The following is a 16,678-nucleotide window of genomic DNA, read 5'->3' as shown; positions in this document are numbered from 1 at the left end:
GCGCTGACCTGACGCCCCCTATTTCCTGACCAAGAAAGCAGACGATGGACTTACGCCTCGCCGTGTACCAACTCGCCTCGGCCCATGCGCTCGATGCCCAACAAACCCGGCAGTTGCAGGAAGTGGCCGGCTTCCAGCGCGAACCCGCGCGCCTGGCCTACTGGCTGCCGCGCGGCGTGGCCGTGCTGGGCGCCGCGCTGCTGGGCATGGGCTTGATCTGCTGGGTCGCCGCCAACTGGGAAGATCTGGGCCGCATGGGCCGCTTTGCCCTGCTGCAAGGCGTGTTGGCAGCCACCTGCGTGGGTGCGTTTGCCGTACCCAAGGCGAGAGTTCCTTTGTTGCTGCTGGCCTTGCTGGCCATCGGCGGCCTGTTTGCGTATTTCGGTCAGACGTACCAGACGGGCGCCGATCCGTGGCAGCTGTTCGCCGTGTGGGCCGCGCTGGCCTTGCCCCTGTGCCTGGTGGCGCGCAGCGACGTGCTATGGACACCGTGGATGCTGATTTTTTCGACGGCCGCCGCCCTGTGGATGCAGGCGCATGCGCACCACAGCTGGCGCATCAGTTCGGCCGACTTGACCATTTTCGTCAGCGGCTGGCTGGCCGTGCTGCTGGCCTGTGCGTTTGTTTCGCCCCTGCTGGCGCGCTGGACGGGCGCGGGCAGCTGGGCCTTGCGCCTGGGCCTGGTACTCGCCACCATCCTCATCACGGGCACGGCCGTCAGCGCCCTGTTCGGCAGCGAAGTCGAATCGCCGTACTGGGCCGGGCTGGGTTTGCTGGCCGTCGCCGCCGTCCTGCTGGCCACGCGCAGCTTGTTTGACGTGTTCGGTCTGAGCGCCGTCGCGCTGGGCCTGAACACCCTGCTGGTGTGGGGGCTGGGATACATGCTGTTCAATGGCGGTGGCAATGGCGATGGCATCGGCAAGCTGGTGATGCTGGGCTTGTTTGCGGCCGTGCTGCTGGCGCTGACCGTGCAAGGCATTTTGTGGCGCACGCGCCAGGAGGCGGCATGAGCAATATCAACAGTCAGCGAGCCGATGCGCTCGCCACCCTGATCGACGACGCCACGCGCGCCGGCCTGCTGCCGCCAGGCGCTGCCCGGCCGCTGCAGGATGTCCGGCCGTGGCCGCTGGTGCTGATGACGGCCTTCGGCGCCTGGCTGGCCGCCATCCCCCTGGTCCTGGCGCTGGGCGCAGGCCTGGAAAGCGTGGTGCGCCACGGTCCCGGCGCGTATGTCGTGGCCGCCATCGTGCTGGTGGTGTCTGTGCTGCTGATCCGCATGCGCGGCGTGGCGCTGTTTGTCGAGCAGTTGGCCGTGCCCTGCCTGCTGGTGGGCGGCAGCTTGCTCGGCTATGCCCTGTACCGCGATTGTTCCACGCAGACGGCATCGCTGCTGCTGTGCCTGGCCTGCCTGGTGGTGGCCGCTGCCTTGCCGCGCGATTGGCTGCGCGTGCTGCTGGGGCTGGTCGCCTGCGGTTTGCTGGGGCTGGGCATCATCGATAGCACGCGCGACTGGATTTTCGAGAACGATCCCACGCAACTGTATCTGGCCTGGATGCTGGCCCTGGCACTCTGGCTGGGCGCGCACTGGCTGCAGAAGCAGGCCTTCAACGATGGCCGCGGCGCACCCGTCGCCGCCTTCCTGGAATCGCTGTCGACGGGGTGGGTCCTGGCCATCTTGCTGGGACTGGTCTTCTGGTCCGGCATGACCTTCATGCTGGGCGGTGCGCTCGGCGGTGGTATTGCCGGCGACGTGGCGCGCGAAGTGACCCGGCACCAGGCCGTCGCCTGGTATGCGCAGGCCTTGAACGGCGTCTCGCTCGTGCTGGCCATGGCGGCGGCTGCCTGGACGGCATGGCGCTGGCCAGCGCTGCGCCAGTTGCCCGCCATCGGCGTGGCGCTGGTGCTGGTCGTGCTGGCGTGGTTCATGCCGGCGCTCGGGCCCGTGCTGCTGATCCTCGCGTATTGCGTGACGAGCGGGCGCACGCGCGTGGCCGTGGCGGCCGCGCTGGCGGCGGCGTGGATCATCGGCAGTTTTTATTACCAGCTTGCCTGGCCACTGGCCAGCAAGGCGGCGCTGCTGGCCGTGGCCGGCGCCGTGCTGTGCGCCCTGTCGTGGCTGGCCACGCGCGGCGCCGTGCTGCATCTGGTGGAAAGCAAACCAGCGGGCGTGGCGGCCGAGCATCGCGCCGTGCGCCTGGGCGTACTGGGGGGCTTGCTGCTGGTGCTGCTGGTCGCCAATGGCGGCATCTGGCAGAAAGAGCAACTGATTGCCAAGGGGCAAGCCATCTTCGTGGCGCTGGAACCCGTCGATCCCCGCTCGCTGATGCAGGGCGACTACATGCGCCTCAATTTTGTCAACCTCGGCGTCCTCAGTACTTTGGCCAGCGTGGACAGGGCGCCCGGCCGGCCCCTCGTGGTGGCCAGGCGCGATGCGCGCGGGGTGGCCGAGCTGCTGCGTCCGTACACCAAAGAGGCGCTGGCGCCCGGCGAATTCCTGCTTGAACTGACGCCGAAGGATGGCAACTGGGTGCTGGTCAGCGATGCCTGGTTCTTCAAGGAAGGCGAAGCGGCGCGCTGGGAAAAGGCCCGCTATGGCGAGTTCCGCGTGCTGCCCGATGGCCGCGCCTTGCTGGTGGGCATGCGTGGGGAAGATTTACAGGCACTGTAACCGCTTGATTGAACAAACCCAATGGCAGAATCCGGGGTCGTACCCTGAGGGTACGACCCCGGCCTTTGCTCTTGGGGTGGCCGCATCCTGTAAAATTGCCCGATGGATAATATTACGCATTCGGTCATCGGCCTCGGGGTCGGCGAACTGCTACATCGCAGCCTGCCGCCCGAGCCGCACCCCCCCGCCCAGCGCACCCGGCGTGCGCTGTTTCTGTTTACGGCCTGGTTTGCCAGCAACGCGCCCGACCTGGACCTGGTGCTGACCAAGCTGCTGCCGCGCCCGTTCGGCTATATGCTGCACCACCGTGGCCATACGCATACCTTGCTGCTGGCCTTGCCGCAGGCGCTGCTGTTGCTGGCCCTGCTATGGCTGCTGTGGCCCGGCGCGCGCCGCCTGTTGAAGGACAGCGTGCCCGCCAGAGTGGGCCTGGCGGCCTGTTTGCTGCTGGGATTCTGCTTGCATATGGGCATGGATTTCCTCAATTCCTATGGCTTGCACCCGTTTTATCCGTTCGACAGCCGCTGGCTGTATGGCGACATGGTTTTCATTGTCGAACCCATGTTCTGGGTGCTGCTGGGCGTGCCCGTGATCATGTCCTTGCGCTACGGCATCGTCAAAAGCGTGCTGCTGGCCGCGCTGGCGGCGGCCCTGTGTTTCTTCACCTATCAATCCTACCTGGCACCCGCTTCGCTGGCTGTCTTGCTGGGGCTGGGCGTGGTGCTGGCCGTGCTGCAAGGGCGCGCCGGCGAGCGGGGACGGGGAGCGCTGCTGCTGGCCTTCGCGCTGGCGGCCACCTTCATCGGCACGCAGGGCGTGGCCTCGGCCATCGGCCGTACGCGCATCGAGGCGGCCGTGCAGCGCCTGGACCCCGGCACGCGCGTGTGGGATGTGGCGATGACGGCGTTTCCCAGCAACCCGCTGTGCTGGATCTATGTCTCGCTCGACAGCAAGACGGACGTGTACACCCTGCGGCGCGGCACCCTGAGCCTGCTGCCCGAATCGCTGGCGCCTGCCGCCTGCCCGGCGGGGCTGGCCGAGACGGGCAAGCAAGGACAGCCGTTGGCGCCCGGCATTGCCGTCTCCGCGCAGGCGGCGGGCAGCCTGGCCGCCTTGCGCACCTTGCAGGCGGACAATTGCTATGTCGACGCCTGGTTCCGCTTTGCCCGCATGCCCCGGTTGCATGCGGACAAGCTGACGGACGTGCGTTTCAACCCCGGCATGCTGCCCAATTTTACGAGCGTGGAACTGGCGCAGTTCCGCAGCCGCCCGTGTCCCGCCTACGTGCCGGGCTGGGACCGCCCCCGTGCCGACATGCTGGCGCCGCCGAAATAGAGAACGGATGTGTTGCTTTTAGGAAAAAAATATCGCGTGTGGGCCTGCTTCGCCGTGGCCCAGCATGCGACACTACCAATTCAGCAAGAATGATATTTAGTTAGGACTATTTTGGAAGAGCAACACGCCTTACCCTATCTGCGAGAAACCCTGCTGTTTCTTGCCCTGGCCGGGATTTTTATTCCGCTATTGCAACGCCTGAAAGTTAACCAGGTGCTCGGTTTCCTGGCCGTCGGTGCCCTGTTCGGCCCGTTCGGCTTCGGCTTGTGGGCCGGCGATTTCACGTGGCTGACGTATTTTTCGTTCGTGCGCGCCGAGCAGGTCAGCGGCCTGGCCGAGCTGGGCGTGATGTTTTTGATGTTCATGATCGGCCTGGAACTGTCGACGGAACGGCTGTGGGCGCTGCGGCGCTGGGTGTTTGGCGCGGGCGTGGGGCAGGTGGCGGTCAGCGCTTGCCTGATCGGCGGCGTGGCGTATTACTTCGGCTTGTCGCTGGAAGCGTCCATCGTGCTGGGCCTGGTGCTGTCGCTGTCGTCCACGGCCGTGGTGATGCAGCTGCTGACCGACCAGCGCTCGCTGCAGACGCCGGCTGGCCAGGCGGGCTTTTCCATTTTGATGTTCCAGGATCTGATGGTGGTGCCGCTGTTCATCCTGATCGACGTGTTCGCCAGCGGGCGCAGCGACGACCTGGCGTATCTGCTCAGCTTTGCGGCCGTGAAATCGGCGGGCGCCATCCTGCTGATCTATCTGCTGGGGCGCCGCGTGATTCGCCCCCTGTTCCAGTTTTTCGTCAAGAAACGCCAGCCGGACGTGTTCATGGCCCTGACCCTGCTCAGCACCCTGGGCATCGCGGGATTGACGTATCTGGCGGGCCTGTCGATGGCGCTGGGCGCCCTGCTGGCCGGCTTGCTGCTGGCGGAGACGGAATTTCGCCACGAAGTGGAAGTGACGATCGAGCCCTTCAAGGGCTTGCTGATGGGCTTGTTCTTCATGTCCGTGGGCATGCAGATCGACGTGCGCGAAATCCTCAAGTCGCCGATTCTGATTCCCTTGGCCGTGCTGAGCCTGTTTGCGTTGAAAACCCTGGTTATCAGCGTGATTTTCCGCCTCGGCGGCTTTCACTGGGGGCGTGCCGTGGAAACGGGCGTGCTGCTGGGGCAGGGCGGCGAGTTCGCCTTCATCGTCGTCGCTTATGCGCTGGGCACGAAGCTGATCGGTCCGCAGGTGGCGCAATTCGTCATGCTGGTGGTGGGCCTGAGCCTGTTTGCCACGCCGGCGCTGGCCAAGGCGGCGCGCGCGTTCGGCAACTGGTGGGAAAAGCGCCACCACCATCAGCTGGCCGACCTGTCGCGCGGCGCGCTGCCGCCGCAGGGCAGCACCGTCATCATCGCCGGTTTTGGCCGGGTGGGGCAGTTGCTGGCGAAGGTGCTGACGGAACAGGATATCGCCTATGTGGCGATTGAAAATGATGCGCGCCTGGTGACGACCCTGCATCCGCGCGGTTTCCCCGTGTATTTCGGCGATGCGTCGCGCGCGGAACTGCTGCAAAAAGTCAATGCGGACCGGGCTGCTGCCGTGGTGCTGACCATGGACCACGCGGCCTCCGTGCTGCATGCCGTGAAATCGATCCGCCGTGAATATCCGCAGCTGCCCGTGTATGCGCGCGCCCGCGACGAGGCGCATGCGGTGGCCCTGATACAGGCGGGCGCCACCCTGGTCGTGCCCGAGGCGCTGGAGTCGGCGCTGCAGCTGACGGCCACCGTGCTGCACACGGTGGGCCTGTCGGAAGCGCGCACGACGGACATCGTGCAGGCCGAACGCGACCGGCGTAATGCCGTGTTGCTGGCGAAAAAGCTGTCGTAGTGTTGTTGTAGTGAAAGCTGTAGCGCAAGCGTGCGTGTCGCCGTGCTTTGTAAATTATCTATACAATAATAGTATATGAGCACACTACCCACATGAAAGCCGCGACGAAGAGCGCAGCAGCACCCTTGACGCCGCAGCAATTGGCGGCGCAGGAAACGCAGCAAAAATTTGGCAAGCCCGAGCGGGGCTGGCGCGAGCAGGTGTACACCGTCATTTTCGAGGCGGAAACGCGCACGGGCCGCGCCTTCGACCTGCTGCTGATCGCCGCCATCCTGATCAGCGTGACGGTGGTCGTGCTCAGCAGTGTCGCCTCCGTGGCCGAGCGCTATGGCACCTGGCTGACGGCGCTGGAATGGTTTTTCACCATTTTGTTTACCATCGAATATTGTGCCCGCCTGGCATGCCTGCAGCATCCGGTGCGCTACGCCAAGAGTTTTTTCGGCATTATCGACTTGCTGGCCATCGTGCCGACCTACATCGGCTTGCTGTTGCCGGGCGCGCATGTGCTGATCGACGTGCGTATTTTGCGCCTGCTGCGCATGTTCCGTATCCTCAAGCTCACGTCGTATGTGCATGAATACACGGTGCTGGGGCGGGCCTTGGTGGCCAGCCGGCGCAAGATCCTCATTTTCTTGTCTTTTGTCATGATGGTGGTCTTTCTGTTGGGTACTGTGATGTATGTCGTGGAAGGGCCCGATCACGGTTTCAGCAGCATCCCCACGTCGATATACTGGGCCATCAGCACCATGACCACGGTGGGTTTTGGCGATATCACGCCGCGCACCGACATCGGGCGCACCATCGCTTCTCTGATGATGCTGCTCGGCTGGGGCATCCTGGCAGTGCCTACCGGCATTATCAGTGCCGAAATGACGGTACAGCGCAGTTCCAAGCTGGTCACCACGCGTACCTGTCCCACGTGCCTGAAAGAAGGGCTCGATGACGATGCCAATTTCTGCAAGAACTGCGGCGTTGCATTGCCGCCGCTGGCACGCGATTAGCTGATAAACCCTTCATCAACCGTATTTACTTTACTTTGTTAAGGCCAACATGATTCCAGTTCGCCTGATCGCGACGGGCAAAGCCGTGCCGTCGCATAGCGTGACTTCCGCCAGCCTGGACCTGAAATTGGGCCATCCGGCTGGCTACACCCTGCGCAAGAGCGGCGTGCTGTCGCGCTTTGTCGCCGCGCCCGATGAATCGCAGAGCCAGCTGGGCGCCGCTGCCCTGCTCGACGCGCTGAAGAACGCCAGCCTGCGTCCGTCCGACATCGACTTGCTGATCTGCGCCTGCGGCGTGCCCGAGCAGGCTTTGCCGAACACGGCCTGCTTCGTGGCCGAACATGCGGGCTTGCCGCCAGGCACGCAAAGCTTCGACGTCAACGCCAGCTGCCTCAGTTTCATGGCCGCCTTCCGCGTGGCCGCGTCCATGCTGGCCGGTGGCGCCTACCGGCGCATCGCCATCGTCTCGTCCGATCTCGCCTCGCGCGGGGTCGACTGGAGCGAGCCGGAAGCGTCGATGATCTTTGGCGACGGCGCCGCCGCCGTCATCGTCGAGCGCGGTGACGGCAGCGCCGGCATCCGCGCCTACAAGATGGGCACGTATCCGGAAGGGCGGCGCTACTGCGAAATTCGCGGCGGCGGCACCGAGCGCAATCCGCGCAACGGCTGCGAACCGGGCGATTACCTGTTCCGCATGGATGGCAAGGCCGTGTTCCGCCTGGCCGTCAAGGTGATGCCAGATTTCCTCGCGGAACTCATGCAGGAATCGGGCGCCGGCCTGGAGAAAGTCGACGTGGTCGTGCCGCATCAGGCCAGCCCGCTGGGCCTCGCGCATGCGGCGCGCATCCTCGACGTTCCCGATGCTAAAATCATCAAGATCTTTGAAACGCATGGCAACCAGGTGGCGGCCTCCTTGCCTACCGCCCTGCACGAGGCGGTGATGACGGGGCGGGCCGTGACCGGCCAGCGTTTGCTGATGATGGGCACGGCCGCAGGCCTGACCATCGGCGGCATGATTCTTGATCTGTGAAGGTGGTGCGATGAGGCGGATACTGGTCACGGGAGCGACGGGCGGCTTGGGGCGCAATGCCGTGCGCACTCTGCTGGCGCAGGGCGTGGAAGTGCGCGCCACGGGCCGCAACGCCGCTGTCGGCCGTGAACTGGAGCGCATGGGTGCGCAATTCGTCGCGCTCGATCTGGCGCAAGCCTCGCCGCGCCAGGTCGATGAGCTGGTGCGCGGCATGGACACCGTCTGGCACTGCGCCGCGCTGTCCTCGCCGTGGGGCGCCGAGCGCGACTTCATCGCCGCCAACGTCACGGCCACGGGCCAGCTGCTGCGCGCGGCCGCCAGCTTGCACGTGGCGCGCTTCGTGCACATCTCCACACCGGCCATGTATTTCGATTACCGCAACCGCTACGAGGTGCCGGAAACCTTCCGCCCCGACGCTTTCGTCAACGCGTATGCGCGCTCCAAGGCGATGGCGGAAAAGCTGGTGCAGGAGTCGGTCGACCGGCATCGCGGCATGACGTGCGTGATCCTGCGCCCGCGCGCCATCTTCGGCCCGTACGACCAGGTGCTGATTCCGCGCCTGGCGCGCGTGCTGCAGGAGCGCGGCGGCAAGCTGCCGCTGCCCAATGGCGGCGCGGTCAGCATCGACATCACCTATGTCGACAACGTCGTGCACGCGATGTGGCTGGCCACCGTGCACAAGACCATCGCTTCCGGTGCCGCCTTCAACATCACGAATGGCGAACCGGCGCGCCTGTGCGACATTTTGCATACGCTGTTTTGCGAGCACCTGCAGCAGCCGTTCCAGATCGTCAGCGTGCCCTACCGCGTGCTGGCGTTGGCGGCGCGCCTGATGCAGTTCGCTTCGCGTTTTACGGGGCGCGAGCCATCGCTCACGCCTTACAGCATCGGCGCGCTCAGTTTCGACATGACGCTCGATAATGCCAAGGCGCGCAAGGTGCTCGGCTACCGTCCCATCGTCAGCCTGCAGGAAGGCATCGCCCTGACGGCGCAGTGGATGCGCCAGGAAGCGGCGGCGCACAAGGTGGGCAAGGAACGCAATGGCTAGCATCACCGCATTTCGCGTCGGCCATTGCACACATCCCTCGTGCATGGTCTTGAAAGGCAGCGGGCTGGCCAGCCGTTGCTTCCCCTCGCGCGCCTACCTGATCGAAACGCGCGCGGGCCTGTACCTGTGGGACACGGGGTACGCCGAACACTTCCGCGCCGCCACATCGAAAGGCGTGTACCGCCTGTACGCGTGGGTGACGCCGATTTCGTTTGACGAGAATGAATCGCTGCATGGCCAGTTGCGCGCGCACGGCGTATCGCCCGGCGACATCCACACCTTGCTGCTGTCGCATTTCCACGCCGACCATATCGCCGGCCTGCGCGACTTTCCCGGCGCGCGGCTGATGGCCTCCCAAACCGGCTGGGACGCCGTGCGCGGCCTGTCCGGCGTGGCTGCCGTGCGCCAGGCCTTCGTGCCCGAGCTGCTGCCGCCCGATATTGCCGACCGCCTGGCTTTTGTCGAAAGCGTGCCCGAGACGGCCTTGCCGGCGGCCCTGCTGCCGTTTACGCACGGGCGCGACGTCAGCGGCACAGGCGAGATTTACATCGTCGACTTGCCCGGCCACGCCATCGGCCATCTGGGTGCCTTCGTGCTGCAGGACGGCGGCTGGACCTTGCTGGCTTCGGACGCGGCCTGGGTGCCGGAGAGTTTTCAGCAGCTGCGCGGGCCGTCCGAACTGTCGTTCATCATCCAGCACAAGCGCGCGCCATACTACGCCACCCTGAACCGGCTGCACCAGCTGCACCAGTCGGGCAATGCGCAGATTCGCATCACGCATGAAGATACGCTCGATTATTTACCTGTGGCGGGCCGTCCGTGAAGCGTATTTTCTGGTTATTGCTGTCGTACTGGCGCACGCGCCGCCTGCGTTTTACCGACCGCGCGCAGCTGGAAAGTTACCAGCAGGAGCAGCTGGCGCGTTTCATCGACACCCTGTGCGCGCGCAGCCGCTATTTCGCTCCCTATCGCGCGCTTCCCCTGGCGCAGTGGCCTACCATGAACAAGGCGCTGATGCTTGAGCATTTCGACGCCATGAACACGGAGGGCGTCACGTTGGCGCAGGCCATGGACGCGGCCATGGCGGCCGAGCATAGCCGCGACTTCACGCCCGCCGTCGGCGACATCACCGTAGGCCTGTCGTCCGGCACCTCGTCGCGGCGCGCCGTGTTTACCATCAGCCCCCGCGAAAAGGCCCAATGGGCTGGTGTGATGCTGGCCAAGGCGCTGCCCGACGGCCTGTTTTCCGGCGAACGAGTCGCGCTGTTCCTGCGCGCGAACAGCAATCTGTACACGGCCGTGCGCTCGCCGTGGCTGACCTTTGCGTTCTACGACCTGTTCAAACCGTTCGACAGCCTGTGCGCGCAGCTGGCGCGCTATCAACCTTCCGTCATCGTCGCGCCGGCCCAGGTGCTGCGCCAGCTGTCCTTGCGTGTCATCGATGGCAGCCTGGCGCTGGCGCCGAAAAAGGTCATCTCGGTCGCCGAAGTGCTGGAAGCGCAGGACCGCGCGCTGATCGTGCAGGCGTTCGGCGCCGTGCATGAAATCTACCAGGCCACCGAGGGTTTTCTTGCCAGCAGCTGCGAACACGGCGTGCTGCACCTGAACGAGGAATACGTACACATCGAGCCGCAATGGCTCGACGCTGAAGAACGTCGTTTTGTGCCCGTGATTACGGACTTTACGCGCATGACGCAGCCCATCGTGCGCTACCGCCTCGACGATATTTTGCTCGCGCGTGCCACGCCATGTCCGTGCGGCCGCGCCACCCGCGCCATCGATGGCATCGAAGGGCGCTGCGACGACCTTTTGCTGCTGCCGTCCGCGCGCGGCGCCGCCCCCGTCGCCGTGTTTGCCGACGTGTTGACGCGCGCCTTCGCGCAAGCCTTGCCGCCGGACGCCGACTACCGCCTGGTGCAGCAGGGCGACAGCGCCTTGCTGCTGCATGCGGCCCTGGACGACGCTGGCCTGGCGGCCTTGCGCGCACATCTGGCAGCGGTGCTGCGCGGGCTGGGCGTGGCCGTCGACGGCCTGGCCTGGACGGTGAGTGGCGAACTGCCTCCCTTTGACCCCACCATGAAACGGCGCCGCATCCGGCGCCTTGCAAGCGCATGAACCCTTCTTCCATGACTTTAGCTTGCCGCCTGCTGCATTTGCTGGCTGGCTGGGGCAGCGTCTGCCTCGTGTATTTTTCCAGCGATGTGCTGCAAGGGCAGGGGGTGCTGCTGCCGGAAACGGCATTGGATCGCGCCATTCCCTACAGCGACGCCGCCATCTGGCTGTATCTGTCTTTCTTCATCCTGATCCCGTACGCCTATCTGGCGGCCGATGCGGCGAGAGTGCGCTGGCTGGCGCGCGCCATGGCGCTCTCCGCGCTGGCTTGCGGCGTGGTCTTCCTGCTGTACCCGACCACGCTCGCGTATCCGCCCGTGGGTGACGGGAATGCCTGGAGCACGCAGGCGCTGCGCATGCTGCAGGCGGCGGACTCCGCGCAAAACTGCCTGCCGTCGCTGCACGGCGCCCTGACATTATTATGCGTGTGGGCCTTGTACGACAAACGCCACCTGCTGCGCTCCGCGCTGGCCCTGGTGCTGGGCGTGGCCATCTGCTACGCCATCATCGCGCTGCGCCGGCATGTCAGCATAGACCTGGCCGCCGGCCTGGCTGTTGGCATCGCTGGCGGCATGCTGGCGAAAATGCAGGTATTCTGGCTTACCCGCCGCGCCATTTCCACTGAAACCGCATCATGATGAATCCCTTTGCCCTGTCGTTTTTGATCATGCTGGCCTTCGTGCTGGCCGAACTGCTGATCCTCAAATGGGTGCGCAAGACGCCGGTGCCGTGGAAAGACGTGATTTTCAATCTCAATTCCGGCCATATCCTGATGTGGGTGTTCCGTGGCGTGGAAGTTGCGGCCTTCGCCCTGCTGCTGCGCCATGTGAACCTGCACATCGTCGACCAGTGGCCCGTGGCCGTGCAATGGGTCTTCGCTTTTTTTGCCTGGGACCTGTGCTTTTACTGGATGCACCGGCTGCACCATAAAATCCCGCTGCTGTGGGCCGTGCACGTGGTGCACCACCAGGGCGAGCATTTCAACCTGTCGCTGGGCGTGCGCAATTCCTGGTATTCGTCGCTGACGAATTTTCCCTTCATTGCCATCCTTGCCGTGCTGGGCGTGCCGCTGGAAATCTTCCTCGTCGTCTCGTCGCTGCATTACACGGTGCAGTTGTATAACCACAATGCACTGGTGAACAAGTCCGGCATCCTCGACAAGTTCATGGTCACGCCGTCGCACCACCGCGTGCACCACGGCACGGATAAACGCTACATCAACCGCAATTTCGGCGGCACCCTGCTGCTGTGGGACAGGCTGTTCGGCAGCTTCCAACCGGAACTCGACGGCGTGGAAATGCGCTATGGCGTGAAGGGCATGACACCCACGCACAACCCTCTGTTGGCCAGCAACGGAAAATTATTTACATGGCTGCGCGCGCGCTTTCCCCACTGGCAGTCGCGCGGCACTTTCGAGGTACCCGAACTGTTCATCGGCATCGGCGGCGTGATCCTGTTTGGCCTGGTGATCTATTACGTCAACCACGAGGCGGCGCTGGCCGGCGCGCAGCAGGCGATCCTGTTCGCGCTGATCTTTGGCGGTACGCTGGCGCTGGGCGGCTTGTCCGATGCGCGGCGCTGGGGTGCCATCGCCTGGGTCGCCATCGCGTTGGCCATGCCGATCCTGTATCTGGGCTGGTATGGCGCGCGCGACGCCTGGGGCATGGTGTTTTTGGCCGCGCTGCTGGCGCATGGCCTCGACGGCGCGCGCCGCCTGTGGTGGCCCGCAGCGGCAGGGACGCGCGCGTGACGCCTTTGCCTTCGTTGCCGCCGCTGCGCTTCCAGCCCGCGCGCGATTCGGCCTTCCGCCGCGAACTGCGCGCGCGCGCCGACGCCTATCTCGCCAGCGAAGGAACGCACCGCTTTGGCGACCTGCGCCTGCATGCGAAAGCCGTGTTCCTGGCCGCGCTGACGGTGGGGCTGTATGCGCTGGCCTTGAACGCCGACAGCACCTGGCCGTTTGTCGCCAGCTATGTCGCCTGCCTGGTCGCGGCCATGGCGCTGGCCATGAATGCCTTGCATGACGCGGCCCACAGCGCCGTCTTCCGCCGGGGACGCCTGAACCGCATCCTGATCCGCCTGGTGGGCTTGCCCGTGGGCGTGGACACGGATTTCTGGACCATCCGTCACGTGCACTTTCATCACACGTATGCCAACGTGGAAGGCTATGACCTCGACACGGAACCGAACCCCTTCCTGCGCCAGACACCGTTCCAACGCTGGTCGCCGCAGTACCGCTATCAATACCTGTACTGGCCCGTGGTAGCGGCCCTGTCGCTGCCTTATCTGAACTGGTATGGCGACTGGCTGGACCGCTTCGGCAAGACGCCCGTGGCGGCGCACAGCCGTCTGCAGGGCTGGCGCGGCTGGTTGTCGTTCCTGGGCTGGAAGCTGGGCCACGTGGCGCTGGTGCTGGCGCTGCCCATGTGGGTGCTGCAGCAGCAGGGCATAGGCTGGGGCGTGGTGCTGGGCGCGTATTTCGTGGGCCAGATGCTCGCCTCGTGCGCGCTGGTGGCGCTGATCCTCGGCACGCACTGGGCCGAAGTGGAGTTTTTCCAGCCGGGTGCGGACGGCACCCTGCCGCACGACTGGTATCAGCACACCTTTTATACGGCTTGCGACTGGACGCCGCAACCGCGCCGTTTGCGCTGGCTCGGCTACTGGCTCGGCGGCTTGAACCTGCATCTGACGCACCATCTGTTCCCCACCTGGAACCACCGCCACTACCCGGCGCTGGCGCGCATCATCGCCGAACTGGCGCCACGCCACGGCCTCGTGTACCGCGAACTCGGTTACAGCCAACTGCACGCCTCGCAGCAAGCCTTCCTGCGCGCCATGGGGCAGCCGCCCGCACGCACCTGACGAATCGTGCTTGACTCGATTTCTGTTTCGTCTTACATTTCTGCAACGACAGAAATAAGAGAAATCATGGAATTAAGCCCGACTACTCAGAAATACATCCTCCACTGGGGGGAGATGGGCACCCGCTGGGGCGTCAACCGCACGGTGGCGCAAATCCACGCGCTGCTGTTCCTGGCCAACGAACCGCTGACGGCGGAAGACATCGCGGCCAGCCTGAACGTGGCTCGCTCGAACGTCAGCAACAGCCTGAAGGAATTGCAAAGCTGGGGCCTGGCGCGCATCACGCACGTGATGGGAGACCGGCGCGACCACTTTGTCGCCCTGCAGGATGTGTGGGAAATCTTCCGCGTCATCATGGAAGAGCGCAAGCGGCGCGAGATCGATCCCACCCTGACGGTGCTGCGCGAATGCGCGATCGAGGGCGAACAGGATGCGGCGATACCGCCGGAAACGCTCGCGCGCATGGGCGAAGTGCTGGCCTTCCTGGAAATGCTCAGCAGCACCTACAGCGACTATAAAAACCTGCCGCCGGCTACCCTGCAGCGCATGCTGTCCATGGGCGGCAAGGTGGCCAAGTTCCTCAGCCCGGACGACAAGCCGGGCAAGCCAGGTAAAAAACCATGAACGGCCCGTCCGAAGGAGAGCTGTTCAGGAAGGTCATGGGCGAGCAGTGGCTGACGCTGCACCCGGACATCCGTCGCCGCTTCGAGAAAAATCCCGCGCCGGGCCAGCCCCTGTACTACCGGGGCGAGCTCAGTGAGCTGACCAGTTCGCGCCTGGGCAAGGTACTGGGCTGGCTGACGCGCCCCTTCATCGACGGCGCCCTGATCCCGTATGACGATCACGACTTCCCCGTGGATATCGAAGTCTATTCGCGTCCCGCGTGCCCCTTCATCTTCAAGCAGCGCACTTACCGCCTGCATGGCCGCGCGCCGATCCGCTTCACGTCCTACATGGCCGAAAGCGCAAAAGGCGAAGTGCTCGAATACGTGGGCATGGGCCTGGGCATGAAGCTGCTGTTGCACGTCGAGGATGGCAACCTGCATTTCACCAGCGACGGCTATTTTCTCGATCTTTTCGGCTGGCGCCTGCCGCTGCCCGGCGTGCTCACGCCGGGCAAGACCTATCTGTGCCACCGCAACGACACGCCGCAGCAGTTCAACATCCGCATCGAGATCCGCCACGCCCTGTTCGGCACCACGTTTACCCAGGTCGGCGTGTTCCGCGAATCCGCCGCGCCGGAAATTCACAAGGAGACACCATGAATACGCATCTGCTGGCCCTGCAACTGATGGCGGCGCAAGGCTGCCTGGGCGCCTTCGACACCATCTACCACCATGAAATCACGGAAGCGTTGCCGCAAAAGGCCTCGGCGCGCCTGGAATTGACCATCCACGCCACGCGTGCGCTGATCTACAGCCTGCTGTTCGTCGGCCTGGCCGCCTGGGAGTGGCATGGCGCCTGGGCCTGGGTGCTGGTGATCGTGTTTGGCGTGGAAATCGTGCTGACCCTGTGGGACTTCGTGGTGGAAGACCAGACCCGCCTCTTGCCTGCCACGGAGCGGGTCACGCACACGGTGCTGGCGATCAATGCAGGCGCCTTCATCGCGCTGCTGGCCCTGAACAGCAGCGAGTGGGCGACCTTGCCGACGGCCCTCGTGTGGCAGCCGTATGGCTGGCTCAGCGTCTTCCTCGCCCTGTGCGGCGTGGGCGTGGGTTTGTCCGGTCTGCGCGACGCGTATGCCGTGTGGCAGCTGGGGCGGCGCAAAGAGGTGGCGGAAAAAGAGACGGAGGATTTGCAGTTTGCCAGTACACCGCAGTCCGTGCTGGTAACGGGCGCCACGGGTTTCATCGGCCAGCAGTTGGTCAGCGCCTTGCTGGCCGACGGTCACGCGGTGACGGTGCTGACGCGCCAGCCGAAGCAGGCCGCGTGGACCTTCGACGGCCGGGTGCGCTGCATTCAGTCGCTGAACGAACTGGCGGATGCGCAGCGCATCGACATGGTGGTCAACCTGGCCGGCGCGCGCATCGTCGGCAAGCGCTGGACGGACGCGCGCAAGGCCGCCTTGCGCCGCAGCCGTGTGGTGCTGACGCAGGAACTGGTGGCGTGGATCGCCCGCGCGCAGCACAAGCCGCGCGTGCTGCTGTCGGCGTCGGCCATCGGCTATTACGGCGTGCAGCCGCAGGGCGACGCGACGGAACTGGCTGAAGACGACGCGCCGCAAGCCATCTTCATGTCGCAGCTGTGCCAGGAATGGGAAGCGGCCGCGCGCCAGGCGGAGAAATTTGGCGTGCAGGTGGGCTGCATGCGCTTTGGCCTCGTGTTTGGCCACCAGGGTTCGCTGCCGCAGATGCTCTTGCCGATCCGCTTCGGCGTGGGTGGCCCGCTCGGTAGCGGCAAGCAATGGGTGTCGTGGGTGCATGTGCGCGACGTGATCCGCGGCATCGCCCATCTGGCGCGCCGCAGCGAACAGGGCGCGGTGAGCGGCGCCTTTAACTTCTGCGCGCCCGAAGCCATCGAACAGCGCCGCTTCGCCCAGGTGGCGGGCACCGTGCTGCACCGCCCCAGCATCATGCCCACGCCAGCCTTCCTCATGCGCGCCTTGCTGGGCGAGCAGGCCGACTTGCTGGTGGAAGGTCAAAGGATCGCCCCGCGCCGCTTGCTGGCCGACGGTTTTGTCTTCCGCCATCCGCAGCTGGAAGGCGCGCTGCGCAGCCTCTAGCCTGGCGTAGAATGGGGCATTGGATATGCCTTGGAGC

General features: G+C 65.0%; 15 protein-coding genes. All 15 read left to right on the top strand.

Translation table 11 applies throughout. The features are described from left to right. Positions 1–44 precede the first annotated feature (44 nt). The gene (locus CNX70_RS24880) at positions 45–1,010 is read left to right on the top strand and encodes a DUF2157 domain-containing protein (protein WP_096237737.1); all 966 of its coding nucleotides are present in this window, start codon (positions 45–47) and stop codon (positions 1,008–1,010) included. After that, positions 1,007–2,668: a GDYXXLXY domain-containing protein gene (locus tag CNX70_RS24875; protein ID WP_096237736.1), complete on the top strand. Its 1,662-nt coding sequence runs from the start codon at positions 1,007–1,009 to the stop codon at positions 2,666–2,668. Before CNX70_RS24880 ends, CNX70_RS24875 begins: the two co-directional genes overlap by 4 nt. 102 nt (positions 2,669–2,770) lie before the next feature. Further along, entirely contained in the window at positions 2,771–4,003 is a 1,233-nt protein-coding gene (locus CNX70_RS24870) for a metal-dependent hydrolase (protein ID WP_096237735.1), read from the top strand. Between the two features lie 111 nt (positions 4,004–4,114). Further along, positions 4,115–5,866 (top strand): cation:proton antiporter domain-containing protein, encoded by a 1,752-nt coding sequence (locus CNX70_RS24865; RefSeq protein WP_096237734.1) that lies wholly within the window; start codon positions 4,115–4,117, stop codon positions 5,864–5,866. A 92-nt stretch (positions 5,867–5,958) separates the two neighbouring features. After that, the gene (locus CNX70_RS24860; protein ID WP_096237733.1) at positions 5,959–6,867 is read left to right on the top strand and encodes an ion transporter; all 909 of its coding nucleotides are present in this window, start codon (positions 5,959–5,961) and stop codon (positions 6,865–6,867) included. Between the two features lie 49 nt (positions 6,868–6,916). Continuing rightward, a complete protein-coding gene (locus CNX70_RS24855; RefSeq protein WP_096237732.1) occupies positions 6,917–7,897 on the top strand; it encodes a 3-oxoacyl-[acyl-carrier-protein] synthase III C-terminal domain-containing protein in 981 nt (326 codons plus the stop codon). 10 nt (positions 7,898–7,907) lie between these two features. After that, positions 7,908–8,945, top strand: a complete 1,038-nt coding sequence (locus CNX70_RS24850; RefSeq protein ID WP_096237731.1) for an NAD-dependent epimerase/dehydratase family protein — start codon at positions 7,908–7,910, stop codon at positions 8,943–8,945. Further along, positions 8,938–9,768 (top strand): MBL fold metallo-hydrolase, encoded by an 831-nt coding sequence (locus tag CNX70_RS24845; RefSeq protein WP_096237730.1) that lies wholly within the window; start codon positions 8,938–8,940, stop codon positions 9,766–9,768. Before CNX70_RS24850 ends, CNX70_RS24845 begins: the two co-directional genes overlap by 8 nt. Further along, positions 9,765–11,060 carry a F390 synthetase-related protein gene (locus tag CNX70_RS24840; protein WP_096237729.1) on the top strand — a complete coding sequence of 432 codons (1,296 nt, stop codon included), beginning with the start codon at positions 9,765–9,767 and terminating at the stop codon, positions 11,058–11,060. Before CNX70_RS24845 ends, CNX70_RS24840 begins: the two co-directional genes overlap by 4 nt. Then, positions 11,057–11,695, top strand: a complete 639-nt coding sequence (locus CNX70_RS24835; RefSeq protein WP_096237728.1) for a phosphatase PAP2 family protein — start codon at positions 11,057–11,059, stop codon at positions 11,693–11,695. Before CNX70_RS24840 ends, CNX70_RS24835 begins: the two co-directional genes overlap by 4 nt. After that, a complete protein-coding gene (locus CNX70_RS24830) occupies positions 11,692–12,807 on the top strand; it encodes a sterol desaturase family protein (RefSeq protein ID WP_096237727.1) in 1,116 nt (371 codons plus the stop codon). The genes CNX70_RS24835 and CNX70_RS24830 overlap by 4 nt, the downstream gene beginning before the upstream one ends. Continuing rightward, positions 12,804–13,919 carry a fatty acid desaturase family protein gene (locus tag CNX70_RS24825; RefSeq protein WP_244198951.1) on the top strand — a complete coding sequence of 372 codons (1,116 nt, stop codon included), beginning with the start codon at positions 12,804–12,806 and terminating at the stop codon, positions 13,917–13,919. The genes CNX70_RS24830 and CNX70_RS24825 overlap by 4 nt, the downstream gene beginning before the upstream one ends. A 66-nt stretch (positions 13,920–13,985) precedes the next feature. Next, entirely contained in the window at positions 13,986–14,543 is a 558-nt protein-coding gene (locus CNX70_RS24820) for a GbsR/MarR family transcriptional regulator (protein WP_096237725.1), read from the top strand. Further along, positions 14,540–15,184, top strand: a complete 645-nt coding sequence (locus CNX70_RS24815; RefSeq protein ID WP_096237724.1) for a DUF4166 domain-containing protein — start codon at positions 14,540–14,542, stop codon at positions 15,182–15,184. The genes CNX70_RS24820 and CNX70_RS24815 overlap by 4 nt, the downstream gene beginning before the upstream one ends. Further along, positions 15,181–16,641: a TIGR01777 family oxidoreductase gene (locus CNX70_RS24810; protein ID WP_096237723.1), complete on the top strand. Its 1,461-nt coding sequence runs from the start codon at positions 15,181–15,183 to the stop codon at positions 16,639–16,641. The genes CNX70_RS24815 and CNX70_RS24810 overlap by 4 nt, the downstream gene beginning before the upstream one ends. Positions 16,642–16,678 lie beyond the last annotated feature (37 nt).

The sequence above is a fragment of the Janthinobacterium svalbardense genome (assembly GCF_002327145.1).
Classification (GTDB): Bacteria; Pseudomonadota; Gammaproteobacteria; order Burkholderiales; family Burkholderiaceae_D; genus Janthinobacterium; species Janthinobacterium tructae.
The sequence above is the reverse complement of the archived record's forward strand: the minus strand, read 5'-3'. Positions and strand labels throughout refer to the sequence as shown.

Coding starts and splice junctions, on each gene's coding strand:
- CNX70_RS24860 (WP_096237733.1), top strand. CDS start 5,959: ATGAAAGCCGCGACGAAGAGCGCAGCAGCACCCTTGACGCCGCAGCAA.
- CNX70_RS24880 (WP_096237737.1), top strand. CDS start 45: ATGGACTTACGCCTCGCCGTGTACCAACTCGCCTCGGCCCATGCGCTC.
- CNX70_RS24835 (WP_096237728.1), top strand. CDS start 11,057: ATGAACCCTTCTTCCATGACTTTAGCTTGCCGCCTGCTGCATTTGCTG.
- CNX70_RS24845 (WP_096237730.1), top strand. CDS start 8,938: ATGGCTAGCATCACCGCATTTCGCGTCGGCCATTGCACACATCCCTCG.
- CNX70_RS24870 (WP_096237735.1), top strand. CDS start 2,771: ATGGATAATATTACGCATTCGGTCATCGGCCTCGGGGTCGGCGAACTG.
- CNX70_RS24850 (WP_096237731.1), top strand. CDS start 7,908: ATGAGGCGGATACTGGTCACGGGAGCGACGGGCGGCTTGGGGCGCAAT.
- CNX70_RS24810 (WP_096237723.1), top strand. CDS start 15,181: ATGAATACGCATCTGCTGGCCCTGCAACTGATGGCGGCGCAAGGCTGC.
- CNX70_RS24830 (WP_096237727.1), top strand. CDS start 11,692: ATGATGAATCCCTTTGCCCTGTCGTTTTTGATCATGCTGGCCTTCGTG.
- CNX70_RS24815 (WP_096237724.1), top strand. CDS start 14,540: ATGAACGGCCCGTCCGAAGGAGAGCTGTTCAGGAAGGTCATGGGCGAG.
- CNX70_RS24875 (WP_096237736.1), top strand. CDS start 1,007: ATGAGCAATATCAACAGTCAGCGAGCCGATGCGCTCGCCACCCTGATC.
- CNX70_RS24855 (WP_096237732.1), top strand. CDS start 6,917: ATGATTCCAGTTCGCCTGATCGCGACGGGCAAAGCCGTGCCGTCGCAT.
- CNX70_RS24820 (WP_096237725.1), top strand. CDS start 13,986: ATGGAATTAAGCCCGACTACTCAGAAATACATCCTCCACTGGGGGGAG.